19 protein-coding genes are annotated in these 23,518 nt (G+C 62.7%); 7 read left to right on the top strand and 12 right to left on the bottom strand.

The window, feature by feature from the left end; translation table 11 throughout:
* From VMR39_RS15715 to VMR39_RS15705, 3 genes are all read right to left on the bottom strand, one after another.
* A partial coding sequence (locus tag VMR39_RS15715; RefSeq protein WP_325416886.1) for a hypothetical protein occupies positions 1 to 433 on the bottom strand: 433 nt, incomplete at its 3' end.
* Entirely contained in the window at positions 430 to 1,431 is a 1,002-nt protein-coding gene (locus VMR39_RS15710) for a hypothetical protein (protein WP_325416885.1), read from the bottom strand. The genes VMR39_RS15715 and VMR39_RS15710, both read right to left, overlap by 4 nt.
* A 314-nt stretch (positions 1,432 to 1,745) precedes the next feature.
* Positions 1,746 to 1,892 (bottom strand): hypothetical protein, encoded by a 147-nt coding sequence (locus VMR39_RS15705; protein WP_182913834.1) that lies wholly within the window; start codon positions 1,890 to 1,892, stop codon positions 1,746 to 1,748.
* Between the two features lie 202 nt (positions 1,893 to 2,094).
* Between VMR39_RS15705 and VMR39_RS15700 the strand changes: the two genes are divergently transcribed.
* Entirely contained in the window at positions 2,095 to 2,718 is a 624-nt protein-coding gene (locus VMR39_RS15700; protein ID WP_325416884.1) for a hypothetical protein, read from the top strand.
* Entirely contained in the window at positions 2,715 to 4,229 is a 1,515-nt protein-coding gene (locus VMR39_RS15695; protein WP_325416883.1) for a nucleotidyltransferase, read from the top strand. Before VMR39_RS15700 ends, VMR39_RS15695 begins: the two co-directional genes overlap by 4 nt.
* Here the strand turns inward: VMR39_RS15695 and VMR39_RS15690 are convergent.
* Together VMR39_RS15690 and VMR39_RS15685 are read right to left on the bottom strand one after the other, a co-directional pair.
* On the bottom strand, positions 4,226 to 4,456 hold the full coding sequence (locus tag VMR39_RS15690; protein ID WP_325416882.1) for a conjugal transfer protein TraD: 231 nt from the start codon (positions 4,454 to 4,456) through the stop codon (positions 4,226 to 4,228). The genes VMR39_RS15695 and VMR39_RS15690 overlap by 4 nt on opposite strands.
* 22 nt (positions 4,457 to 4,478) lie before the next feature.
* Positions 4,479 to 4,784: a conjugal transfer protein TraD gene (locus VMR39_RS15685; protein WP_325416881.1), complete on the bottom strand. Its 306-nt coding sequence runs from the start codon at positions 4,782 to 4,784 to the stop codon at positions 4,479 to 4,481.
* 172 nt (positions 4,785 to 4,956) lie between these two features.
* Between VMR39_RS15685 and traA the strand changes: the two genes are divergently transcribed.
* Genes traA through VMR39_RS15670 form a run of 3 tightly spaced genes read left to right on the top strand, consistent with a single transcriptional unit; the run spans position 4,957 to position 9,734 of the window.
* The gene (gene traA, locus VMR39_RS15680) at positions 4,957 to 7,986 is read left to right on the top strand and encodes a Ti-type conjugative transfer relaxase TraA (RefSeq protein ID WP_325416880.1); all 3,030 of its coding nucleotides are present in this window, start codon (positions 4,957 to 4,959) and stop codon (positions 7,984 to 7,986) included.
* A 15-nt stretch (positions 7,987 to 8,001) separates the two neighbouring features.
* Positions 8,002 to 8,754 carry a DUF6118 family protein gene (locus VMR39_RS15675; protein ID WP_325416879.1) on the top strand — a complete coding sequence of 251 codons (753 nt, stop codon included), beginning with the start codon at positions 8,002 to 8,004 and terminating at the stop codon, positions 8,752 to 8,754.
* Positions 8,755 to 8,798: 44 nt separating this feature from the next.
* Positions 8,799 to 9,734: a UTRA domain-containing protein gene (locus tag VMR39_RS15670; protein WP_325416878.1), complete on the top strand. Its 936-nt coding sequence runs from the start codon at positions 8,799 to 8,801 to the stop codon at positions 9,732 to 9,734.
* A 27-nt stretch (positions 9,735 to 9,761) separates the two neighbouring features.
* On the opposite strand, the gene VMR39_RS15665 is transcribed toward VMR39_RS15670, so the two are convergent.
* The 3 genes from VMR39_RS15665 to VMR39_RS15655 form a co-directional block, all read right to left on the bottom strand.
* Positions 9,762 to 11,120 carry an MFS transporter gene (locus tag VMR39_RS15665; protein WP_325416877.1) on the bottom strand — a complete coding sequence of 453 codons (1,359 nt, stop codon included), beginning with the start codon at positions 11,118 to 11,120 and terminating at the stop codon, positions 9,762 to 9,764.
* Positions 11,121 to 11,165: 45 nt separating this feature from the next.
* On the bottom strand, positions 11,166 to 12,902 hold the full coding sequence (locus tag VMR39_RS15660) for an aromatic amino acid ammonia-lyase (protein WP_325416876.1): 1,737 nt from the start codon (positions 12,900 to 12,902) through the stop codon (positions 11,166 to 11,168).
* A gap of 130 nt (positions 12,903 to 13,032) precedes the next feature.
* Positions 13,033 to 15,417, bottom strand: a complete 2,385-nt coding sequence (locus VMR39_RS15655) for a TonB-dependent receptor (protein WP_325416875.1) — start codon at positions 15,415 to 15,417, stop codon at positions 13,033 to 13,035.
* A 292-nt stretch (positions 15,418 to 15,709) separates the two neighbouring features.
* Between VMR39_RS15655 and VMR39_RS15650 the strand changes: the two genes are divergently transcribed.
* On the top strand, positions 15,710 to 18,124 hold the full coding sequence (locus VMR39_RS15650; RefSeq protein ID WP_325416874.1) for a glycoside hydrolase family 3 C-terminal domain-containing protein: 2,415 nt from the start codon (positions 15,710 to 15,712) through the stop codon (positions 18,122 to 18,124).
* Entirely contained in the window at positions 18,121 to 19,260 is a 1,140-nt protein-coding gene (locus tag VMR39_RS15645; protein WP_325416873.1) for a Gfo/Idh/MocA family oxidoreductase, read from the top strand. Before VMR39_RS15650 ends, VMR39_RS15645 begins: the two co-directional genes overlap by 4 nt.
* On the opposite strand, the gene VMR39_RS15640 is transcribed toward VMR39_RS15645, so the two are convergent.
* Genes VMR39_RS15640 through hutI form a run of 4 tightly spaced genes read right to left on the bottom strand, consistent with a single transcriptional unit; the run spans position 19,257 to position 23,516 of the window.
* Positions 19,257 to 19,829, bottom strand: a complete 573-nt coding sequence (locus tag VMR39_RS15640; protein WP_325416872.1) for a HutD family protein — start codon at positions 19,827 to 19,829, stop codon at positions 19,257 to 19,259. The genes VMR39_RS15645 and VMR39_RS15640 overlap by 4 nt on opposite strands.
* Positions 19,826 to 21,508, bottom strand: coding sequence for a urocanate hydratase (hutU, locus tag VMR39_RS15635; RefSeq protein ID WP_325416871.1), 1,683 nt, complete (start codon positions 21,506 to 21,508; stop codon positions 19,826 to 19,828). The genes VMR39_RS15640 and hutU overlap by 4 nt, the downstream gene beginning before the upstream one ends.
* A complete protein-coding gene (hutG, locus tag VMR39_RS15630) occupies positions 21,505 to 22,314 on the bottom strand; it encodes an N-formylglutamate deformylase (protein ID WP_325416870.1) in 810 nt (269 codons plus the stop codon). Before hutG ends, hutU begins: the two co-directional genes overlap by 4 nt.
* A complete protein-coding gene (gene hutI, locus VMR39_RS15625; RefSeq protein WP_325416869.1) occupies positions 22,311 to 23,516 on the bottom strand; it encodes an imidazolonepropionase in 1,206 nt (401 codons plus the stop codon). The genes hutG and hutI overlap by 4 nt, the downstream gene beginning before the upstream one ends.
* Between the last annotated feature and the right edge of the window lie 2 nt (positions 23,517 to 23,518).

Below are 23,518 nucleotides of genomic sequence, written 5' to 3'. Positions count from 1 at the left end.
TGCCTCGAAACCCGTCTACCAAATATTTGTCTACAAACCGACGATCCTTAGAATCGTAAGAAATTCGACCCAACCCCGGAAGCTTTTGTAGCAATACAGCATCTTCATCCGCAGGTTCGTAGCCACGAACATATTTATATGCCGATTTTAGATCTTCCAAGGTTACAGGTTCAACATCATCCCGAAATTTTCTGCTTTGCCTACCAATTCTCCTTAGAAGCGCGTAAATCATATCTTCTTCAAAATTCAGATTTATGCGGGCCTCTCGGCGACAGATTAGCCTTGCGATATGATTCCACAGTTCAGCATGGCCATTTGCTTTATCAAGCATAATAGGCTGACCGGCAGCGGTAAGTTCAACAACAATTTGATAAAGAAGAGGCCTTTTAGGGAGCCAATCTGGAAGAGATGTATCAATTTTATAGCTTTTCAAAATTGATCGATCTGTTCCTGAGAAAACTCTTCATGACACTCCAAATGAATGCTATTCTCAGCATCCACCCCCAGCGCATCAAGTAACTCCTCATCAGTATTAAAATAATGATCTCGACCGGATATGAAGGTCGACTTTGATTTCTCGACTAGCTTGCGCACAGGCGCTAGGGTTCGCCGTCGAATTTCCTTCAATCTTTGAGGGTCGTCGCTCCATTGTGCACCACCCATTTCATCAAATCCGTCGAGCAAAATGATAAGCCTTCCGGTATTTAGAAGTCGAATCGCAGATTCACCAAGATCGTCTAGGCCGATTTGCTCGAAATGAGCACGTATTATCTGATGATCAGATGCCAAGGCCCCAATTTCTCTGAGGTCTATCGATACACAATAAGTATTTTCTTTATTTGATACCGCAGAAAATATTTCTTTGTAGCATCTGCTTTTGCCAGAACCAAAGGAACCCGTTAGAACAATGTTTTGGCCCGACGTAAGTTTACGAGATATTTCTTTAATATCGTATGATTTTGAACGCGTCTTGTCATCGTATGAAACCGGTATGTACGGTCTAGTGTCGGGATTTCCCGAAATTATATCGACGGCACTGCCAAACTTCACCTCATTACGAGCGCCGTTGTAGCGACTTTGGTCAAAAAATATCGAAATAAATCCAGGCGCACTCAGAATTTGTATGCCATTTTTCTCTGCGGCATCACGCATAGACGGCGTTGGTTCAAAACCTAAAACAATGATGCATTCACACATGACGTGATTTTGTAAGAACATTTGCGTTCTAGTCATAACGAGGCGATTCACATCACCTCTTATTTTGTCAACAGTATCATTTTTTGTAATTTCAATAATGATCCAATTCCGTTCCGATATCTTGCAAACGCAATCGTGATTTACGCCGTTATCTAATCGGATTGCTTCCGCAGCTTTCCCGTAGCGTAAATTTACTACGGCTCGAACTTCGCTTTCGAGCTTGGCCCAAGACATCTTTCGCCCCCTTTATTTCGACTTAGGTCATCATTGCAGCGGCGCGTGCCATTTTGCAAACTGATCAATAAAAGCGCCCGCGGCGGCCGAGTTGGAACTTTCAGGCGAGCGGCAAAGCACCCGGTTCGTCCGGTTCTGGGAACTGCAAACGACGTCTGGAATGACTGAAGCTGGCGCATTGCCGCCGGGCAGAAGTTTCGGCCATAAGCCTCACACGTTCGCGGCGGTCCAATAAATCTTTCCGACGGGAACTCGCCATCGCTGAGTGTCCGACAAGGGCCGTTTCGGATTTTGGTCAGAGATAAGTGGCCTAATTAGCCAGCCTTACCCTGCTCGTTCTCGCGCCGCTCGACTTCCCGTTCCAGCACTTCCCGAATGAAGGCTGCGCGGCGCTGCCGCCCCACCAACTTGTCAATCCGCTCACCCAGACCCTCGGGCAATCGGATGTTCGTCGATTTCACGTTGAGCGGCGGCCTTCCCATACTTGCGTCGTAACCGCACGCGGCACCCGTTCAATCAGAACCAGAATAACCGGTGCCGGTTATTGAACATTGCCTTCTATTTATGCTATAAGCGGTGCCGCTTAATGCTCCGACCGCATCCGTAATGCGGCCGGGACAGCGAACTGAGGAAGGCAGGTTCATGATTTCATCCGATTCTTGCTTGAGTGATTCGCAGATCAGAACATCCCGCCGCGCCATGCTGCGCGGATTGGCTTTCGCGCCGGTTGCCGCGTCGGCGATTGCCTCACCCTGGGGTGGCGCGCTGGGGGCGCTTCACCAACAGTATGAAGACGAACCCGCAACACTGGAGCGGACGAAAGAGGGCCGAAGCATAAGCCGCTTCCGCTATAACAATGCGGAACGGTGGATGACCACTCTCGAAGCGGATTTCCTCACCGAGCCGCGATTTGCAAAGGAAGCGCTGCATCAAGCGGGTTTCGTGACCCAGCAGGCGCTGTGCGCCTATCTACTGGACATGGGCTTTGCCGATGCGTGGAACGCCCGCCACATCAAGCAGGACATCGCCAAGGCGCTGGCCTACGCCAATGCGTGCGGCTTCGGTCATGACTGCCCTGACATGGCGCGGCTGGCAGCTATTCTCTCGCCCTATTGGAAATGGGGCTATTATTATCATGATTGGGAGGAAGACCGGCCCCGCACGGGCGGCTTCATTCCCGCCACGATCACACCCCTTGTGCGTACCTTGGTGGATCGCGTGCATGATGTGACCGGCCATCCCCGCCCGAAAGGTTGCCAGCGCCGTCCACAGGAGCCGCGGTCATGATGCTTCGCACTGACGCCGATCATCTACCTGCGCCGATCCGGGAGGAACTTCTCCACGTCACCATGATACTGTTCGAGGCCTTCGAGGAGACGACCAAGGGCCGATGTTCCGAACATTTCCGGGCGGGCCGCATCCTTACCCTGATCCTGCACGGCCCCCATGCCGAAAAAGAATGGGAAGAGGTCGCGCCGGGGGAAGCGTTCCGCCTGCTGGCGATCGTCAACTATCCGCGCCTTGCCCGCAGCGAACGCGACTGGCGGCTGGTGCGTGACCGCCTGCGTCGCGCATGGGATCATGGCGAAATTACCCGCCCGGTGCGGCTGAGCGTGGAAAGCCTTGAGCGGATCAACGGCGCTCTTGTCGAAGGCGTCCCGCATTTCGTTACGATTGCCGAGCAGGGCATCGCGCTCTACCAGATGGAAGGGTTGCGGTTGAAAGAGCCGCGTCACTTACCGTTGCGCGAACGGGCTATCCGGGGTGTGGCGGAGTTCATCCAGTGGCATAAGCGCGGAACCGGATTTCTAGCAGGCGCGGCTTTCTATCGGAACCGGGGCGATGCGCCGATGGCGGCGCTGATGCTGCATCAGGCGTGCGAGCATTTCTATCTGTGCGTCTTGCGATCCATCAGCCTGCACGCTCCCCGCACCCATGCGCTGGATGAACTGCGCGAGGCGGCGGAAGCGCTGGACCCACGCCTGTGTTCGGCATGGCCGCGCGACCGCCGGTTCGAGCGGCGCGCGTTCGGCTGCATACGCCGCGCCTATCTCGAAGCACGCTATGGGCGATCCTACCGCATTTCCGGCGAGGAACTGTCATGGGCGTTCGCGCGGGTGGAGATATTGCAGGAACGGGCAGCGTGCGCCTTCGCGGGTCATCAGGCTTCGCTTGCCGCAAGCCTGCCAGCGCCAATGCTTCCGCCGCCCACAGAGCCGACGACAGCGATAGCTCTTTCCCAGCCTGCTCGCCGCGCCAATATGCTGCAACGGACATGGCGGATCGTGCGACGATTTGCCCCGCAACAGGGCCGATGGAATCCGCTCGTTTCCGTTCGCGGATTCTTGCACTCCGATAGGGTCATGGACTGGGTTGACCATCTGCCCTTGGCGATTGTCTGCCTATGCTTCTTCATGGCGGGTGCCGAGGCAACGCTATGGCGGGTGAAGTCTGCGCAGGCCGTCCGTTCCGAACCGGCAGATCTGTCCGCCGTGCTGGACTTCGACGTGCGGGCGGACACGGTGCTTGGCGCGGTCATGGATGTTGCGCAGAGGGCGGGCTACCGGGTCAAGGCCAACGATGACATTTGGACGGTGCGGTGGACCGGAGCCTATCGCGCCAAAGCGACGACCTTCGACGCGCTGGCGGACATTCTCTATGGCTCCGGCCTGTGCCCTGCGATCCGAGAAGACTTCATCACCGTGCGCTATTGCGACAAGAGCAGCCCACCAATGGCGGCGACGGTCGAGTATCAGGCAGAACCGGGCGGCAATGTGCGCTTGTCGGTTTCGCGCTAACCGACGTCCTGTTCCGCCTCAAACGCCCGCTTGCCCTTGCGCTTCCAAACGGCAAGTGCGTTGGCGCGTTCCTCGCCGCGCAGCCGGTCAGCAACGGTGAGGAATGAGCCGTAGAGCGTGGCCCGATCATCATCGGTCAGATCGACCAGCCCCGCTTTGACGACGAGGCCGCCCAGTTCGATCAGATGCCGCGTTCTCTCCCTTCGCTTGACCTGCCATTGTCGCATATCGGTTCGCGCCTTTCGTGCCTCAAGCCGATGCCGCGCCGCCGTCGAGCGGGAGAGTGCCGCCTTGCTGGCCAGCAGGTTCGCCCGCAGGCTTGCCGCCTTTGCCGAGAAAGAAGCCAGCGCCAGCCTTGCGCCAGCCCTCCTTTGTCACTGCGTCTTTCACCGTGACGGCATGGAGAAGCGCCCCGGCCAGCATATCAGCGTCGAGCGTATCCGCCCCGGTCGCCGTCACCAGTTCGCCAAGCTGGCGCACGCGCCGTTCCCTGAGCGCCTTGGCCTTGTCAGCCAGGGCTTTGAGTTCCGAATCAAAATCGCGGGGTTTGCGCATCGTAAAGTCTCCATTGAGTGACGATGGCACTATGATAAGATGATCGCTCCGCAAGCGCAGTAGAGTCGCCGGGACAGCCTGACACTGCCTAGTCCCGTCCGAGAAATTTTCGAGAAGGGCGCGCTTATACGTCGTGCCGACGTGCGCTCAGGGTAGTAAATGGACGATCGTTATGGCGATCTTCCATTTCTCCGTTCAGGTCATTGGCCGCGCGCAAGGGCGCAGCGTCGTCGCGGCGGCGGCCTATCGCGCCGCCGAGCGGCTGCACGATGATCGGCTCGACCGCGACCATGACTTCACGAACAAGGCAGGCGTCGTCCATTCGGAAATCCTCCTGCCCGAAGGCGCGCCCGACCGCTTCTCGGATCGCGCGACCCTCTGGAACGAGGTCGAGGCGACCGAGAAGCGCAAGGACGCGCAGCTAGCGCGCGAAGTCGAGTTCGCCATTCCGCGCGAAATGAATCAGGCGCAGGGCATCGCGCTGGCACAGGATTTCGTGCGCGCCGAGTTTGTCGATAGCGGCATGATCGCGGACCTGAATGTGCATTGGGACATCGGAGCGGACAAGCTGGCGAAGCCGCATGCCCATGTCATGCTCACCATGCGCGAGGTCGATGAAGACGGGTTCGGGCAGAAGGTCCGTGACTGGAACCGCACGGAGTTAGTGGAGCAGTGGCGCGAGCGTTGGGCTGATCACGTCAACAGCCGCCTCGCCGAACTCGACATAGATGCCCGCATAGATCACCGATCCTTGGAGGCTCAGGGCATCGACCTTGAGCCGCAAGACAAGATCGGCCCCGCAGCATCCCGCATGGACGAGCGCGGCCTTGAGTCCGAGCGCATCGAGGATCACCGCGCCATCGCCCAGCGCAACGGCGATCGGATCATCGCCGACCCTTCCGTGGCGCTGAATGCGATCACCCACCATCAGGCGACGTTCACGCGCCGCGACATGGCTATGTTCGTCCATCGCCATACGGACGGCAAGGAACAGTATGACCGAGCGATGAGCGCGGTTCGTGCCTCGCCCGACCTGATCGCGCTGGGCAAGGACGGGCGCGGCGACGATCGCTTCACGTCGCGTAACATGATCGAAACCGAACAGCGGTTGCAGCGCGCGTCGGAACTGATGGCGGAGCGCGAGCGGCACCACACCGACGAGAAGGCGGGCGAGGGGGCTTTGATCAGCGCGGAGGGGCGCGGATTGTTGCTGTCGGGCGAGCAGCGGGCGGCGTTCGAGCATGTGACGGCCGAACGGGAGTTGAGCATCGTCGTGGGTTACGCAGGCACAGGCAAGAGCGCGATGCTGCGCGTGGCGCGGGAGGCGTGGGAGCGGTCGGGGTTCGAGGTGCGCGGCGTGGCGCTGTCGGGCATCGCGGCGGAGGGGCTGGAGAATGGTTCCGGCATCACGTCGCGCACCATCGCCAGCATGGAATATGGCTGGGCCAACGGGCGCGATTTTCTGACTGCCCGCGACGTGCTGGTGATCGACGAGGCGGGCATGGTCGGCACCCGCCAGATGGAGCGCGTGCTGTCCCATGCCGAAGCGGCAGGCGCGAAGGTCGTGCTGGTCGGTGACGCCGAGCAGTTGCAGGCGATCGAGGCGGGCGCCGCGTTCCGCGCCATCCATGAACGGCATGGCGGCGTCGAGATAACCGAAATTCGCCGCCAGCATGAGGACTGGCAGAAGGACGCCACCCGCCATCTGGCGACCGGCAGGACCGGCGAAGCGATCCGGGCCTACGCGGATCGCGGCATGGTCCACGCCGCCGAAACCCGCGAACAGGCGCGCGTTGACCTGATCGACCGTTGGGATGCGGCGCGGCAGGCCGAACCCGACAAGACGCGGATGATCTTCACCCACACCAATGACGAGGTGCGCACGCTCAACGAGATGGCACGCGGGAAGCGCCGCGATGCGGGCGAGCTGGGCGACGATGCGCGCGTCAAGACCGCCAACGGCGACCGGGATTTCGCATCCGGGGATCGCGTCATGTTCCGGCGCAACGAACGCAGCCTTGAGGTCAAGAACGGCACGTTGGGGAACATCGAGCGCGTCAACGAGCAGAGCATGACCGTGCGCACCGATGACGGGCGCTCCGTCGCGTTCGATTTGAAGGACTATCGCGACCTTGACCATGGCTATGCGGCCACGATTCACAAGACGCAGGCCGTCAGCGTCGATCGCACGCACGCGCTGGCCACGCCGGGGATGGACAGGCACGGAACCTATGTCGTCCTCACGCGCCACCGGGAGGGCGTGGACTTCCATTATGGGCGGGATGATTTCAAGGATGATTCCCGCCTTGTCCGCACCCTGTCCCGCGAGCGCGCCAAGGACATGGCGAGCGATTACGAGCGCCGCGATCCGGCGCAGGAGTTTGCAGAGCGGCGTGGCATCAGTTTTGGCGAGCGCGTTGCCGAGATCGTCAGGCCCGTGGTGGAGAAGGCGCGCGAGATCTTCGACGGCTTGCGCCTCTCGCTGCCCGGTCAGGATTGCGCCGCCCCGCCCACGCCCGAACCCCAGCGCGGCATGTTCGACGGCCTCGATCTTGGCGGCATCGTACCCGCTACCGGGCGCGACAAATTACAGCCCGATCCGGCCCGCCAGCAGCAGCGCGAGCATGACCCCCAGCCTATGCGCACCGGGGGCTTGCGCGGCGCGGTCGAGCGTTACGCCAAGGCGGTGGACGCGATCCGGCAGACCCACGCGCAGGGCATCGACCCCATGCCTCACCAGCGCGAGGCGCTTGATAAGGCGCGCGACGCCCTCGACGCGATCCGGCCCGAAGGCTCCACGGACCTCAACAGCGCGTTCCGGGCTCGCCCGGAACTGATCCACGAGACGGCGCAAGGGCGCGGCCATGACGCCGTCCGCGCCATGCAGGCGGAGGCGGAAATCCGCATCGATCCCTTCCAGCGCGCGGACAGGTTCGTTGAGGGTTGGCAGCAGTTACAGCGCCAGCATCAGGAACTGGTGCGTGACGGCAATTTCCGGGCGGCGAAGACCACCGCGCAGCACATGGCCCACATGGCGAATAGCCTTGAGCGCGATGCCCAGCTTGAATCCGTGCTGGGTCTGCGCAGGCGCGAGCTTGGCCTTGAGATCGGTCAGGACATGGGGCGCAGCATCGGCCGCGACCTCGCCGCTTCCATCCCCTTCGATCATGGCCGCGACATGAGCCGCGGCATGGAACGCTAGAAAGGAGAATTGCATATGGACGAACAATCCCTGCCCAACGGGCCGGAACCCCAGCCGCCGAGCGCTACAGCGGCGGAGGCGTTCGCGCACCTGGCGGCGCGCGTGGAGGCGATGGAGCAGCGGCTTGACGGGCGCTTGGCGGTGATCGCCCGCGCCCTTGAACATATCGCCGTCGAAAAACAGAGCATCGAGGTTCCCGACTACAATCCGACGCTCGCCAAGATCAACGCCGCCTTGGCCGAGATCGCGAAGCACATGAAGGCGTTTTCACAGTCCGAAGCGCTCAACATGACCCCGGAGAGCATGGCGGAGCGGATCATAGGGTCAGCGGAAGCGGCACGGGAGACGGACAAGGCGTCCATCAAGCAGGCGCAGGCGCTTCTGCGCGAAGCCCATGCCGACCAGATGAAGGCCATCGGCGCAATCCGCACCAAAGGTCAGCAACGGTGGCACATCCTTTACGCTGGCACAGGCACAGCGCTGGCCGTCTCACTTCTGTGGCTATTCTATCCGGGATGGGCGGCGAGCCTTGGGCCAAATAGCTGGCACTGGCCCGAACGGGTCGCGACGCGCACTATGGGGGAGCCGTCGCCATGGGATGCGGGGATCCGCTTGATGCGCGCTGGCAACCCGGAAGGCTGGCAGGCGATTGAGGATGCCGCTGATATGCGGCAGGCGAACCGCGACGCTATCGCCGCGTGCGCGCGGGCGGCGGCCAAGGCCAAGGAGCCGGTGCGATGCACGATCAGGATAGGGCAGCCACGTTAGACGAAGCGCTTGGCGATAGAACGCCGACCTGAACCCAATCTTTCATGCAACTACAACTAAAGGCTGAGGGGGCGCGGCTTTTCGGGATTGCGGAAGGAACAATCCGTTATCATCGACGCCGACGTATTGCGGCGGCGGTGGATGGCCGAAGCCGCCAAATCGATAAAGCGGCCGGATACATAATGTATTTGCATTATGTCTCATTTGGGACGTACGGTTTTGAGGCAACAAGGGGACAGCTTTTGTTCAAGGCACAGACCAATGAAAAGACAAGTCTTCACCAGCGTATTCGGACCGACATCGAACGGCGTATCTTGGCGAACGAGTGGCCTCCCGGCTTTCGCATTCCAATCGAGCAAGAGTTGATGCAGGAATATAGATGTTCGCGTATGACGGTGAATAAAGCTTTGTCGGGCCTTGTCGCAGCGGGTTTTCTGGATCGCCGCAAGAAGGCCGGAACCTTCGTCGTCTATCCGTCCGGTCACCACGCTTCGCTCGTCATTCCCGACATCCGCAAAGCGGTGCTGGAATCCGGCTTTCCTTATCAGTACCGGATGTTAGGCCGGTCCGAACGCGACGGGACGGCGGAGGATCGGGAGCGCATGAAATTGACTGCTTCCAGCCCGCTGTTGGAAGTCGCCTCCCTTCATTATGCGGGCACCAACTGCTTTGCCTATGAAATCCGCCAGATATGCCTGACGGCGTCGCCCGAAGCGGCGCAGATTGATTTCACCCGCGTGCCGCCGAGCGTCTGGTTGCTGACCCATGTCCCGTGGAGCAATGCCGAACATCATATCGATGCGGTCGCGCTTGAGGAGGATGTCGCCGGAAAGATGGGCCTGTTGCCCGGCGCGGCCAGCCTGAAACTGCGCCGCCGCACCTGGGCCGAAAAGGGGACGATCACCTATGCCGAACAATATTTCGCCGCCCGTTCGCTGACCCTCCACGCTTCCTTCCTACTTCAGGCGCGCAACGGCTGACCTGGCGGCTGATCGCCGATTACCTTTTCAATCGATAAAGTCGCCCCGCAAATGGCGTCGGCTTAGCAGGAAACAGGCCATCGCTATGAATGCCGGGATCTGGCCGACGATCAGCGCCCAGCGCAGGGCCGATCCGGCATTGCCGGCAAGCCCGACCATCAGGTCGCTGGCCGCGCCGATCAATAGCGGTCCGAAGCCATTGCCCACCAGCACGATGGTGAAGAGCGACAGCGCTGTCGCCGTTGCGCGGGTTTCCACCGGCGACAAGCCTTGAACCGCCGACCAGAAAGCAGGCCCGGGCATCGCTTGAAATATAAGATAGACTGTCAGCAGGAACAGCGACACGCCCAGATAGGGGGTGAACAGCGTGCCGACAAAAAGCGGAAAGGCGATAATCTGCGGTATGGCGCCCATGAAGCCGAAATGACGCGGATCGCGCCTGACCAGCCGATCGGTGATCGCGCCGCTGGCGATCGCCCCGAATATGCCGGCCAGCCCGCCCAATATGCCGAGAACCGGCCCCAGTACGCCTACTTGCGCCAGATCGGTTCCCAGCCTACCGTTGATGATCGTTGCCAGCGTATCGAGGCTGCCGACATGATTGCGCAGATAGAAGGATGTCACGAACGCCAGCGTGCCATAGCCCGTGACGGAATAGAGCCCCTGCGCGACAACCAGCAGGATGAATGAGCGCTTGCGCCAGAGCGCGCGGACGTCGGCGCGAAAATCGCGGGCCGGCTGTTGCATGGCAGCGGCAACGCTGTAGCGCGGGTCCTTGACCATCCACCACAGGACAGGCGCCAGCAAGAGGCCGGGGACGCCGGCGAGTGGCAGCGCGGCCCGCCAGCCCCACTGATCGGCGATGACGCCCCCGATCGCCATGGCGATCAGCGTTCCGATCGGCATCGCGGAATAGAAGACGCCAAAGGCGAACGAACGGCGCTGCGCCGGCACTGTGTCGGCAACCAGCGAATAAGCGGCGGGCGAAAAAGCGGACTCGCCCAGCCCCACGCCTAGCCGCGCCGCCGCCAGGGTGCCGAACGATCGTGCGAAACTGCACGCGATGGTGAAACTGCTCCATACCACCAGCGCACAGGCTATTAGGCGCGGACGGTGGGTCCGCTCGGCAAAACGTGCGATCGGCAGCGAGGCGAGCGCGTAGATCAGCGAGAAGGACAGGCCGGTCAGGACACCCAGATGCCAGTCCTTGAGGTTCAGATCCTGTTTGATCTGCTCAGCGAGGACGTTGAAGATCAGCCGATCGACTGAGTTGAACGTATAGACGGCAGTTAGCACGACAAGTGGGAATACCCAGGGACGCTGATCCGTCGGCATTACGGTAGGACGGCTGGAGGCGTCGTCGCTGATGGAGATCGTCTGTACCATGATATGTCTGTGAAGTCCTTCGGGCAGGCGCCTCGGGGAAGATTGCTATTGCGGGGTCGGCGGCATCGTAGCCTCGGTCAGAAAGCGGCTGGCCGGATTGGCCTCGATGAAGGCGTTAATCTTTTCGCCGGTATCGAGCGCTGGCACACCCATTTCGCCACCCTGGGCATCGGTGCGCAAGGCGCGGCGCACCGCCTCCACGACCGGGCCGAAGGACCGTCCGCGCTGTTGCGCGCGGCGTACATCCAGCCATGAAGCCGAGGTCATGAGGTCAAGAGCAATCAGTCGGCCGGTGAGATCGACCGCCTTTTCCGCGCGATCCAGTTTCTGGCGGGTGGCGGCCTGGAGATCTTCCACGCCGGACGCGATCGCCTGTCCCTGCGGCGTCACGGGCATCAGCAGACCGTTTAATTCGATGGCGAGGTCGCTGGCGAGATAGTCTCCGACAGTCAGATGCCGACGCTGGGCGTCGGTATCTAGTATGTCCTGCGGCCGCACTGCGGTGAAGAATGGGCTCTTAAACCGGTCGATACGCTGGTTGAAGACGACGCCGGCATTGCCCAGCGCGAGGGTAAGGGCTTCGATATCATTCGCCATCGGGTATGGATCCCAGTTGGCGTTCGACAGGATATAGCCGGACTTGCCATGGCTGAGCGGCCCGCCCTTCACATGGAAGCGCAGCATTTCCGGCGTGGACAGTTCCCAGGAGTCGGTCGGTCTTGCGCCGACGCGGACGGCGGGATTATGGTCCGAGGAATTCATCGCCAGCAGCACGGTATCACGCAATCGCGCCCAGGCCTGCCATGCCGAGCCGATGCGCTGAGGCGATGCGCGCAGGCTTTCGGGGTCCTGGATGATGCGGTTGGGATCGGCATCGAGCAGATAGCTGCCGCGCAGCATGGCGAGCACCCTCGCCGCATCCCAGTTCAGCCAGAGATAAGGCCGGGCGGATTGCACTGGCGTGGACAAGGGCGTCACACTGCTGTTCATGCCGAGCATGGCCATGGCGGTGCTGATATCCGCCCAATCAAGCATGGCGCGGACGGTTGCGACCAGCAGAGCGGTGCGCGCGATCGCCACGGCATTGGTGCTGATGAGGGCGGAATCGTCGGCGCCCAGTGGTACAAGGGGTTTCAGGCCGGCGCGTCGCAACGCATCCGCCCCTGACATCCGCTTGCCCTGATAATAGGCCTCGCCCTTGCCGACCATGACCATGCCGATTTCGTGCATGATCGACAGATCGCCTTCGCCCACCGTGCCCCGGCTGTTGATGACGGGTGTGATCCGGCGATTCAGCAGATCGATCAGCATCTGCGTCAGGCTGGGGCTCGCCGCCTCATAGGACATGCTATTGACCCGGATCGCCATGATGGCGCGGACGAGTTCCTCGCTGTCGACTTCTGGACCGTAGGTGACGGCCGGTTCGGTGAAGAAGGCGGCCTGGCGTTGACGAACGATCGCATCATTTTCCGCCGTGGTGGGGTCGCCCGAAAAAATGCTGGTTTCGCGCTGGTCGCCCGTACCCCGATTGAACCAATAGATCGTGACGCCTTCCGCCGCCCCTTGCAGCAAAAGCCCGTAGGCGTCGGCCGACCGTTCCCTTGCTTCGGCCGACAGGGCAACGGGCGCCCCGTCCTGGGCGACGCGCAACAGCGCTTCGATCGTGAGGTCCTTGCCCGTCATCGTCACGGGCGCCATGTCGGCCTTTGCCGTGATGGCGCGATAGTTCGGGGAACGGAATGCGGCATCAACAGTTGCCGCCTGACCGGGTGACATGGCCATAAGCGCGCATACACACGACCATGTTCCGATCCTTCCGGCGACCAACCTGTTCACGCCGCACCCCTTTCCAGCCATTCTTGTAGATGGCATGCCATACCGGCAAGCACCGCACGCTGGTATGGCTTATTCATCAGAAACGCACCCGTGCTTCCACGCCGAACTCGGCCGGGCGGCCGGGCGTATAATGATCGATACCCTGGCCATAAGCAAAACCGGTGCGGCCCAAATAGACCGTTTTGTCGAATATATTCGTGCCGTATAGACCCAGCGTCCACAGGCTGTCGTCGCTGGGTACATAGTCCAGCCGGAAGCCGACCAGGGCATAAGCGGGCAGGTCGCATTCGTAGCGGACGGGATCGCTCAGCTGGCAGGCCGGACGCTTGCCCATGCCGCGCACATCCATGCTGGGGGTCAGCGTGCCGCTGTTGCCCACATGATAGGTATAGCTGATCGCGGCGCTGAACGTATAGTCGGGCGTGGTGCCAAGCGGCGTGTCCAGCGTGATCAGCGCGCCTGGACGGATCGAGTCATATTTTTGATCTATATAGGCGAAGTTACCGCGAATTTGCAGATCGCGGACCGGACGCAGCACGACCTCTGCCTCGAAGCCTTTCTGCGAGGCAGAGGCGGCCGTCTGCAACTGGTTGGTCGGGATGCCGCCGATATTGACGATGACCTGCGACTGGATGTCGCTATATTTCTGGTAGAAACCGGCAAGGTTGATGGTAGCGCGCCGGTCGAACAGGTTGGTCTTGATGCCTGCCTCGTAGGACCAAAGTTTCTCGGGATTGTAGGAGGACAAGAAGCGCCCGTCCGCCGGTTGTCCGCCGAGCTGCTGATTGAAGCCCCCGGCGTTATAGCCATGGGCGGCGGTCGCGTAGGTGTAGATAGCGTCGGACCATTCATAGCCGATCTGGAACTTGGGATCGACGCTAGACCAACTGCCCGAATCCGATGCGGTGAACGGCGCACCCGCGCAATTTTTTAAGCCGCCCAGAAAGTCTCCGACGAACCAGCCGCATTGTTGCGTCACACCTGCGTTGTCGACGTAGGATGCGCCATTGCCAGCATAGAAGACATAGCTGCTGCCCGACTTGCGGTCATGGCTGTAGCGCAGACCCGCCGTGACTTCGAGGCGCGGGGTGATCTTGAACGACGCCTGGGCGAAGGCGGCGTAGCTCTTGTAGCGAACCTTGCCGTCGTAGATATAGCCTAGCGGGTCGATCCAGTCCGGGCCAGTGTCCTGCAGCAATGACGTCTTCTGGTCGGAATAATAAAGGCCTGCGACCCAGTTCAGCCGCTTGTCGAGCGACGAGCCACCCAACGTGAATTCCTGCGTGAACTGGTTGGTGATCGTGTCGTCATATTCGGCGTAGATATCGTCGGGCGCCTGGTTGACCGGCGAATAATAGCGGGCGCGGGACCGGCGATAGGTGGTGATAGACCGCAGGTCGATATCGTCTGTTACGGCGTAGGTCATGCGGTTGTTGAGCGTGAAGACAGACGTGTCGTTGAACGCCGGCTTGCCGACCTGCCTATTGGTGGTCGAGTTGGCGTCGCCGCCCACGGCGACATCGGTGACGGCCGAACTGGTCGGAAGCGACAGGGACGCGCCGCCATAAACCAGATTGTCTTTCCCGAGCGGCGCGTAGCGGGTGCAATAGGGGACCTGGTGCAGCGCATCGTAATTCTGGATGTAGGATGCGGTCGGGTCGCAGCCGAGCATGATGTCGGCACCGCCATCGGTGTTCGACTGGTTATATTCGCCAAGCAGGTCGACGGTCAGGCGCGTCCCTTCGTAGCGCAACTGGCCACGGACCGACTTGTTGTCGATATTGTTGCTGCGGCCGTCGCCCAGCAGATGCTTGGTAAAACCGTCCACATTCTGCGTACGGAAGCTGAGGCGCCCGAACAGATTGTCGGCCAGCGGCGCATTGATGGCGCCTTCGGTATCGATCCGCTTGTAGCTGCCGGCGCGGACCTGGAAATAGCCTTCCGTTTGGTCGGTTGGCTTGACCGTGGTCAGCAGCACTGCGCCCGCAGTCGTATTCTTGCCGAACAACGTGCCTTGCGGGCCCTTCAAAACCTGTATCGATTCCACGTCAAAGAAGGATAGGTCGTTGCCTTCCTGGCGGGCGACGTACATTTCGTTGATGTAGAGGCCGGTCTTGGCGTCGTTGTTCACCTGGTCGTTGACCTGGCCGATGCCCCGCACCGTGAAGCTGGTGCCGCCGCTCGGCGTGGGTACCAATTCCAGGTTGGAGGCGGCACCGCGAATATCCTGGAAGGAGCGGATATTCTGCTGGAGCAGGTTATCGCCCGACAGGACAGTTGCCGAAACCGGCGTTGTCTGAAGGTTTTCATCGCGGCGGCGCGCGGTGACCACAATATCACCCACGGCACCATCGTCCGCCTGAGCCGGCTGGCTCGCCTCCTGCGCGGCCGCCGGCAGCGCGCAGGCCAACACGGATAGACTGGCGCTTGCAAAGACCGCGGCCCGAAATGAACTCTTCACTGCCATATTTCCCACCCCTTTATGCGCGCCCGCCCTCTAGAGGACGGGAGTTCCGGATCATGTCTGCACATTAATAGCTAGCCACGAAATCACCTCTATGTCTATACATTATTTTTACCGCTTGAGAATGGCGGTTTTCCGGTGCAATTTTCGGCGGGCGGTGGATTATATGACGTTAACGACATCGATTCGGCATTGGAAAACTGGGCGAATCGGCTATTATGTATATACATGAAATTACATGGCCTCACGTCACACATGGCTAGGCCGTCCTTGAAGGAAGCCAATCGATATGAACCCTTTACTCGCCGCCGGAAATTATGCCGCTCTCGTTGCGGAGATGACGGCGGAGGAGAAAGCCGATCTGTTGACCGGACATCGCATGTGGCGGACCGGCGCAGTCGAGCGGATGGATATTCCGGCTGTGGTGATGACCGACGGCACCTATGGCGTGCGCTATTCTATTCCGCAGATCGACGGCGACGTTCGGCCAGGGCAGGACTTCGAAAGCTTCCTGCAGGTCGTGGGCCGCAAGGCGAACGAGGTCGAGGCGACCTGGGGCGAGATGCGTCCCGCCACCTGCTTTCCCAATGGGTCCAGCCTGGCCTGCTCCTGGGACGTGGACCTTGCCCGCGCCATGGGCGAGGCGCTGGGCGCGGAATGTCGCGAATATGGTGTCAACATCCTGCTGGGGCCGGGAATCAACATCCGCCGCACGCCGCTGGGTGGGCGATCCTATGAATATTTTTCCGAGGACCCGATCCTAACCGGCGATCTGGCCGCCGGCATGATAGAGGGCATCCAGAGCCGGGGCGTCGGCACGTCGCTCAAGCATTTCGCCTGCAACAACAGCGAGGTGGAGCGTACGTCGATGGATTCGATCGTCGACATGCGCGCGCTGCGCGAAATCTATTTCCTGGGGTTCGAGCGGGCGATCGCCAAAGCCGAACCCTGGACGGTCATGAGCAGCTATAACCGGCTGAACGGGGTGCAGGCGGCCGAGGATAGCTGGTTACTGACACAGGTACTGCGCGGCGAATGGGGCTTTGCCGGCCTCGTCATGTCGGATTGGCATGGCATCAAGGATCGGTCGGCATCGATGGTCGCGGGCAATGATCTCGACATGCCCGAGACGGAGACGCGAAAGGCCGACCTGTTGGCGGCGATCCGGGACGGTACTCTGCCCGCCGCCGTCGTCGACCTGGCCTGCCAGCGGGTGCTGGCGCTAGTGCGTCGCTGCCTGCTGGCGCTGGAGGTGCCGTCGGCGCCCGTCGACTGGGACGCGCACCACCGGCTGGCCCGGCAGATCGCCGCCGAATCGATCGTGCTGCTCAAGAATGAGGACGCCATCCTGCCGATCCCGACGACCGGACGCCGGCGCATCCTGGTGGTGGGCGCCTGCGCGGTCGAGCCGGTCATCCAGGGTTCGGGCTGCGCGACGACGACGCCCACGCGCACCGATATTCCGCTGGACGAGATCCGAGCGTTGGCGGGCACCGATACGGTCGTCGACTATCAGCCGGGCTATGCCATGGATGCAGAAGGATTCAATCCGGCCCTTGCGCAAGCGGCTGTGGCGGCAGCGGACGATGCCGACCATGTCCTCCTGTTCGTCAATGCCGCCGTGGGTTGGGATGGCGAGGGATCGGACCGCCGCTCGCTCGCGCTATCGCCCGGACATGATGAGCTTGTTCAGATGCTTGCCGCCGCCTATCCCCGCCTCACCGTGATCATCGCCAGCCCTGACGCTGTGGTCATGCCCTGGATCGATCGCGCGCCGGCGGTCGTCGAGACCTTCTTCTCCGGCCAGGCGACCGGCGGGGCGATTGCTGACATCCTGTTCGGCAGGGCCAATCCGTCGGGCAAGCTGACCACTAGCTTCCCAATGACGCTGGAGAGCGTGCCGGGCCACCTCCACTATCCCGGCGAGAACGGGCGGCATCATTACAGCGAGGGGCTGTTCGTCGGCTATCGCTCCTATGACAGCCGGGGCGACTCGCTGCTGTTCCCGTTCGGCCATGGTCTCAGCTACACGCGCTTCGCTTATGCAGACCTTCGCATCGATCAGGAGGAGATCTGGCCTGGCGACGACCTGACATTGTCCTTCGATGTCAGCAATGTCGGTGCGCGGGCGGGGAAGGAGGTCTGCCAGGTCTATCTTCGCTACGGCACTCCGCGCCTGCGCCGGCCGGTGCATGAGTTGAAGGGCTTCCAGAAGGTCGCACTCGAACCGGGTGAGACGCGCCGGGTGTCGATCGCCATCGCCGCGCGCGACCTGTGCTATTTCGATCCCGATCGGGCCGAATGGATGATCGACGACGATTTGCTGACCGTGGAAGTGGGCGCATCCTCGCGCGACATCCGGCTGGAAGCACCGGTGCGGTCCGTCTCGCCCATGGGCCGTTATCGCCGGATCGACTGGGATACCCAGCCGACCTTCGTGCTCGACAATCCGATCGCTCGCGCCGGCTTTCGCGCTTTTCTGAGCGAACGGACCGGTGCGAGCGGCGAGGATGCGGACCGGATGCTAGAACATTGCCGCAATTCCTTCTTCGGTATCCTGACGACGCTTGCCAATCGGCTGCGCCAGACGATCACCCCGACCGAAATCCAGCCGGTGCTCGACAGCATCAACCGGCAGGTGCGCGACGCCGAGCAGGCCGAACTGGAGCGGCACAGGGCGGAAGTGGCGACGCGCGCGGCATGACCATGCGCGTCGGCATTGTCGGCTGCGGCGACATAGCTGGCCATTATCTGCGGACCATGGCGAACCCGACTGATGTGCGCGCCGTCGCCTGCGCCGCGCGGAGCGTAGCGTCGGCCCGTCGCTTTGCCGCTGCGCATGGCATCGAGCCGCTCGACGTCGACGGGTTACTGGCGCGCGACGATATCGACATCGTGCTGAACCTCGCCCATCCCGACGCCCATGGGCCGATCGGGATCGCGGCGCTGGAAGCGGGCAAGCATGTCTTCCAGGAAAAGCCGATTGCGACCTGCATGGAAGATGCGCGGCGGTTGATGTGGACGGCCGCCCGCATGGATCGGCGCGTCGGCGTGGCGCCCGATACGCTGCTCGGGCCGCCGTTCCGGATCGCGCAGCGGCTGGTGGCAGAAGGGGTGCTGGGGGAACTTGTCATGGGCATGGCGCATGCCATCAGTATCGGACCGGAAAGCCGCCATCCCGCCCCGGCCTTTCTCTATCGCGCCGGCGCCGGCCCGGTGCTGGACATGGCACCTTATGCGCTGTCGATCCTAGTCGCGCTGGCCGGCCCGGTCGAGCGAGTCGCCGCGCTGGGTAGGATCGGCCGATCGGACCGGCGGGCGAAGGCGTCCGGCGCACCCCTTTCCGTCGAAGTACCCACGAGCGTGCAGGCATTGTTGCGGTTTGCGGGAGGATTTCAGGCGACCCTGACGATGAGCTGGGACGGCACGGGGCCGGAGGGGCCACCGATCGCGCTGCACGGCACGCGCGCGTCGCTGTTCCTGCCCGACCCCAATTGGTTCGGCGGCGCGGTCAGCATCGTGCCGCATGGCGAGGCGGCCGAGACGATCGATACCTCGCCCCTTCCGCTCGGGGCGCCGCTCCGTCGGCTGGGCAGCGGGGCCATGGTCGCGGACTATCGGGGGGCGGGGTTGGCCGATATGGCCCGGTCGATCGCGGCGAACCGGCCGCACCAGTGCAGCGGGGAGAATGGCCTGCATCTGCTGGAGGTGACGGAGGCTATACTCGCGTCTGCCGCCGGACAGGGGGACTGGATCGGGATCGACAGTCCCGTGCTGGCTATCCCGATCCTGTCGGAAGCGGAGGCGTTGGCATTGGCCGGAGGAGCACGGCCCGGCTAAGGATAGCCGATGCGGATGACGCACAAGGCGCCGATGGCGACCGAAAGCATCTCCGTCTCGCCCCCGGCGTCGATCATGACGGCGTCCTGTTCCGCAAGCTGCACCGGTTGGCCGTCAAGCACGATCCAGGCGGGCGTAAGCGCCACGGCCACGAACATATGGCGGCCATCGATCGCAATGATCGCGCCTTCGCCTGCGCGTTCGACGGTCGCCTTGACGCCCGATCGGCGGACCATGACGTTGAGGTCGCGCACCGGCCCCGCCACCGGCGCGCCAATGGTCGGCGCGTCGCCGGCAAAGGCATGTGGGGCGTCGGCCGGGGTTAGCCGGACTGTCCGACCATCCACCTCCAGATCGAGCATGCCCGACAGGATGGTGATGATGCGATCGACCCCCTCGAACCGCGAGAACGCGCCTCCATCCATCACATCGGCAATGCTGATGCGCCAATCGAAATCGTCGAGGCTGCTTCCCGGCGGGAAGGCGGTGACTTCCCTGGTGGTGCCGCCGCCATTCTTCCACGCCTGGGCTCGGCGCTCCGCCGCGCGGAGCAGCCGCGCCTTGCTCATCCCAATATGCCCGGCAGGTCGAGACCCTGTTCGCGGGCGCAGTCGCGCGCGATGTCATAGCCCGCGTCCGCATGGCGCATGACGCCAGTGGCGGGATCGTTCCACAGCACGCGGGCCAGGCGGCGGGCGGCCGCTTCGGTGCCGTCCGCGACGATCACCACGCCGCTATGTTGCGAATAGCCCATGCCGACGCCGCCGCCATGGTGCAGCGAGACCCAGGTCGCGCCCGATGCCGTGTTTAGCAGGGCGTTAAGCAGCGGCCAGTCGGACACCGCATCGCTGCCGTCCAGCATCGCTTCGGTCTCGCGATTGGGGCTGGCCACCGAGCCGCTGTCCAGATGATCGCGGCCGATAACAATCGGGCCGTTCAGTTCGCCCGAGGCGACCATCTCGTTGAACGCGAGCGCCAGCCGGTGCCGGTCGCCAAGGCCGACCCAGCAGATGCGAGCGGGCATGCCCTGGAACTGGATCTTCTCCCGCGCCATATCCAGCCAGTGATGCAGCGCCTTGTTGTCGGGCAGCAATTCCCTGACCTTTGCATCGGTCTTGTAGATGTCCTGCGGGTCGCCCGACAGCGCCGCCCAGCGGAAAGGGCCGATGCCCCGGCAGAATAGCGGGCGGATGTAGGCGGGAACGAAGCCGGGGAAAGCGAAAGCGTCCTCGACGCCCTCCTCCAGCGCCATCTGGCGGATATTATTGCCATAGTCGGTCGTGGGCACGCCGTCCTTCGCGAAGGCGAGCATCGCGCCGACGTGCTGGGCCATGGATTGTCTGGCGGCTTTGCTGACGGCGGCCGGATCGTCTTCGCGAGCCTTGGCCCATTGATCGAGCGTCCAGCCGACCGGCAGATAGCCGTTGACGGGATCATGCGCGCTGGTCTGGTCCGTCAGCATGTCAGGGCGGATGCCGCGCGCATGGATTTCCGGCAGCAGTTCGGCGGCATTGCCCAGCAGGCCGACCGAGACCGGCTTGCCCGCGATGCGCGCCTCCTCAAGGATCGCCATCGCCTCGTCCAGCGTCGCCGCCTGCCGGTCGAGATAGCCGGTGCGCAGGCGCATTTCGATTCGGCTCGGCTGGCATTCGATCGCAAGGCAGGACAGGCCGGCCATCACGGCGGCCAGCGGCTGCGCGCCGCCCATGCCGCCAAGCCCGGCGGTCAGCAGCCAGCGGCCCGCGACGTCGCCGTCATAATGCTGGCGGCCCATTTCGACGAAGGTTTCGTAGGTGCCCTGCACGATGCCCTGCGATCCGATATAGATCCACGACCCGGCGGTCATCTGGCCATACATGGCCAGCCCCTTGCGATCGAGCGCGTTGAAATGCTCCCAGTTCGCCCAGTGGGGCACCAGATTGCTGTTGGCGATCAGCACGCGCGGCGCATCAACATGGGTGCGGAACACCCCGACCGGCTTGCCCGACTGGACCAGCAGCGTCTCGTCGTCCTCCAGCCGGCGCAGCGTCTCGACGATCTTGTCATAGCTCGCCCAGTCGCGCGCGGCGCGGCCGATGCCGCCATAGACCACCAGTTCCTCCGGCCGCTCCGCGACGTCCGGGTGCAGATTGTTCATCAACATGCGCAGCGGCGCTTCGGTCAGCCAGCTTTTCGCGGTCAGTTCGGTGCCCGTGGCCGCCCCGATCGTGCGGCTGTTGTCAAGACGAGGATTGGTAGGTGCGTTCACTGATCGGCTCCGGTGTTGAGGGCGAAGGAAAGGGCCGCGGCCAGGATGCGCGACAGGTCGGCGCGCAGCGGGACGGCGTAATCGGGATCATAGGGCGGCCGCCAGACGCGCGGCGGCCGATCCATGTCGGGTTCGCGCAGATAGGCGCGTTGCGCGATTTCCAGCTGGAAGGCGTGGACGCGGCGCTCCGGCCGGCCATAATGGCGCGTGGTCCAGCCGCCGCGAAAACGGCCGTTGACGACCTGGCTGCGCGAACCGGCCGCCTCTAAGACGGCCCGTTCCAGCGCCGGATCGCAGGTCGCGCCGCCGTTCGTGCCGAAATTCAGTTCGGGCAGCAGCCCGTCGAACAGGCGCGGCACCTGGCTGCGGATCGAATGACAGTCGAGCAGGACGACCCGATCGTGATTCGCCAGCAAACGGTCGATTTCGGCCTGAAGCGCGGCATGATAGGGGCGGAAATAATCGTTCAGCCTGGCGTCGACATCCGGCCCGTGACCGTCGCGATAGAGCGGCTCGCCATCGAAGGTTTCAGTCGGGCACAGTCCGGTGGTCGCCTGTCCGGGATAGAGCGACACGCCTGCCGGATCACGATTGCAATCGATGATCGACCGCGAGATATCGGTCCAGACATAAGTGGCCTGGGCCAACCCGTCGTACAGGCTGCGGATGTGCCAGTCGGTGTCGCGCAACGCCAGCGCCTCCGACCGGAACATCACTTCGTGCGCGACGGGAAGGTGCGAACCGCCATGAGGGAAAGCGAGAAGCAGCGGCGTGTCGGCGCGGCCCACGTGCAGCCAGTCCGTCATCGGCCCTTCCACACGCGCGCATGGAGCGGATTGAAGCCCATGGCATAGACCAGTTCGGCCGGTCGCTCGATATTCCAGATGGCAAGGTCGCAGTTTTTGCCCGCTTCCAGCGTCCCGGCCCGGTCGCTGATGCCGAGCGCGCGCGCCGCCTCGCGCGTCACGCCGGCCAGACATTCCTCGACGGTGAGTCCGTAGAGTGTCGCGCCCATGTTCATCGTCAGCAGCAGCGAGGTGAGTGGCGACGTGCCCGGGTTGCAGTCGGTCGAGATGGCGATCGGCACACCGGCGGCACGCAGCAGGTCGACGGGCGGCTTGCGCGTTTCCCGCAGAAAATAGAAGGCGCCAGGCAGCAGCGTGGCGACGCAGCCAGCCGCCGCCATCGCGGCGGCGCCCGGTTCGTCGAGATACTCGAGATGATCGGCCGACAGGGCATTGAACCGCGCCGCCAGCGCCGCGCCGGAAAGGTTGGACAGCTGCTCGGCGTGCAGCTTGACCGGCAGGCCCAGATCTTGTGCCGCAGTGAAGACGCGTGCGACTTGGTGCGGGCTGAAGGCGATCCCCTCGCAAAAGGCGTCGACCGCATCCGCCAAGCCCTGTTCGGCAACGGCCGGGAGGATGCCGCCGCACACCACATCGATATAGGCATCCTTGTCGCCGACATATTCGGGTGGCACGGCATGGGCCGCGAGCAGGGTCGTGCGCACCGTCAGCGCGCGTTGCTCGGCGAGGCGCCGGGACGCGCGCAACATCTTGATCTCGTCGGTCAGGGACAGGCCATAGCCGGACTTAACCTCCAAGCTGGTCACCCCCTCCGCGATCAGCGCATCGACTCGGGGAAGAGCGGAGGCGACGAGATCATCCTCGCTCGCCGCCCGTGTCGCCCGGACGGTGGAAGCGATGCCGCCCCCGGCGGCCGCGATGTCGGCATAGGTCGCACCGCCCAGGCGAAGCTCGAACTCATGCGAGCGGTTGCCGCCGTGCACGATGTGCGTGTGGCAGTCGATCAGGCCTGGCGTGATCCAGCGCCCTCCGCAATCGACGATTTCCCGCGCATCGAAGGATAGCGCATCCGCGGCGGGCCCGACATGGATGATCGCGCCATCGCGGGCGGCCAGGATGCCGTCTTCGATGATGCCCAATCCGGGCAGAGCGTGATCGAGCGTCGCGATGCGCGCGCCGCGCCATAGCTTATCGCAATGCATGG

The sequence above is a fragment of the Sphingobium sp. genome (assembly GCF_035511395.1).
Taxonomy (GTDB): Bacteria; Pseudomonadota; Alphaproteobacteria; order Sphingomonadales; family Sphingomonadaceae; genus Sphingobium.
The sequence above is the reverse complement of the archived record's forward strand: the minus strand, read 5'-3'. Positions and strand labels throughout refer to the sequence as shown.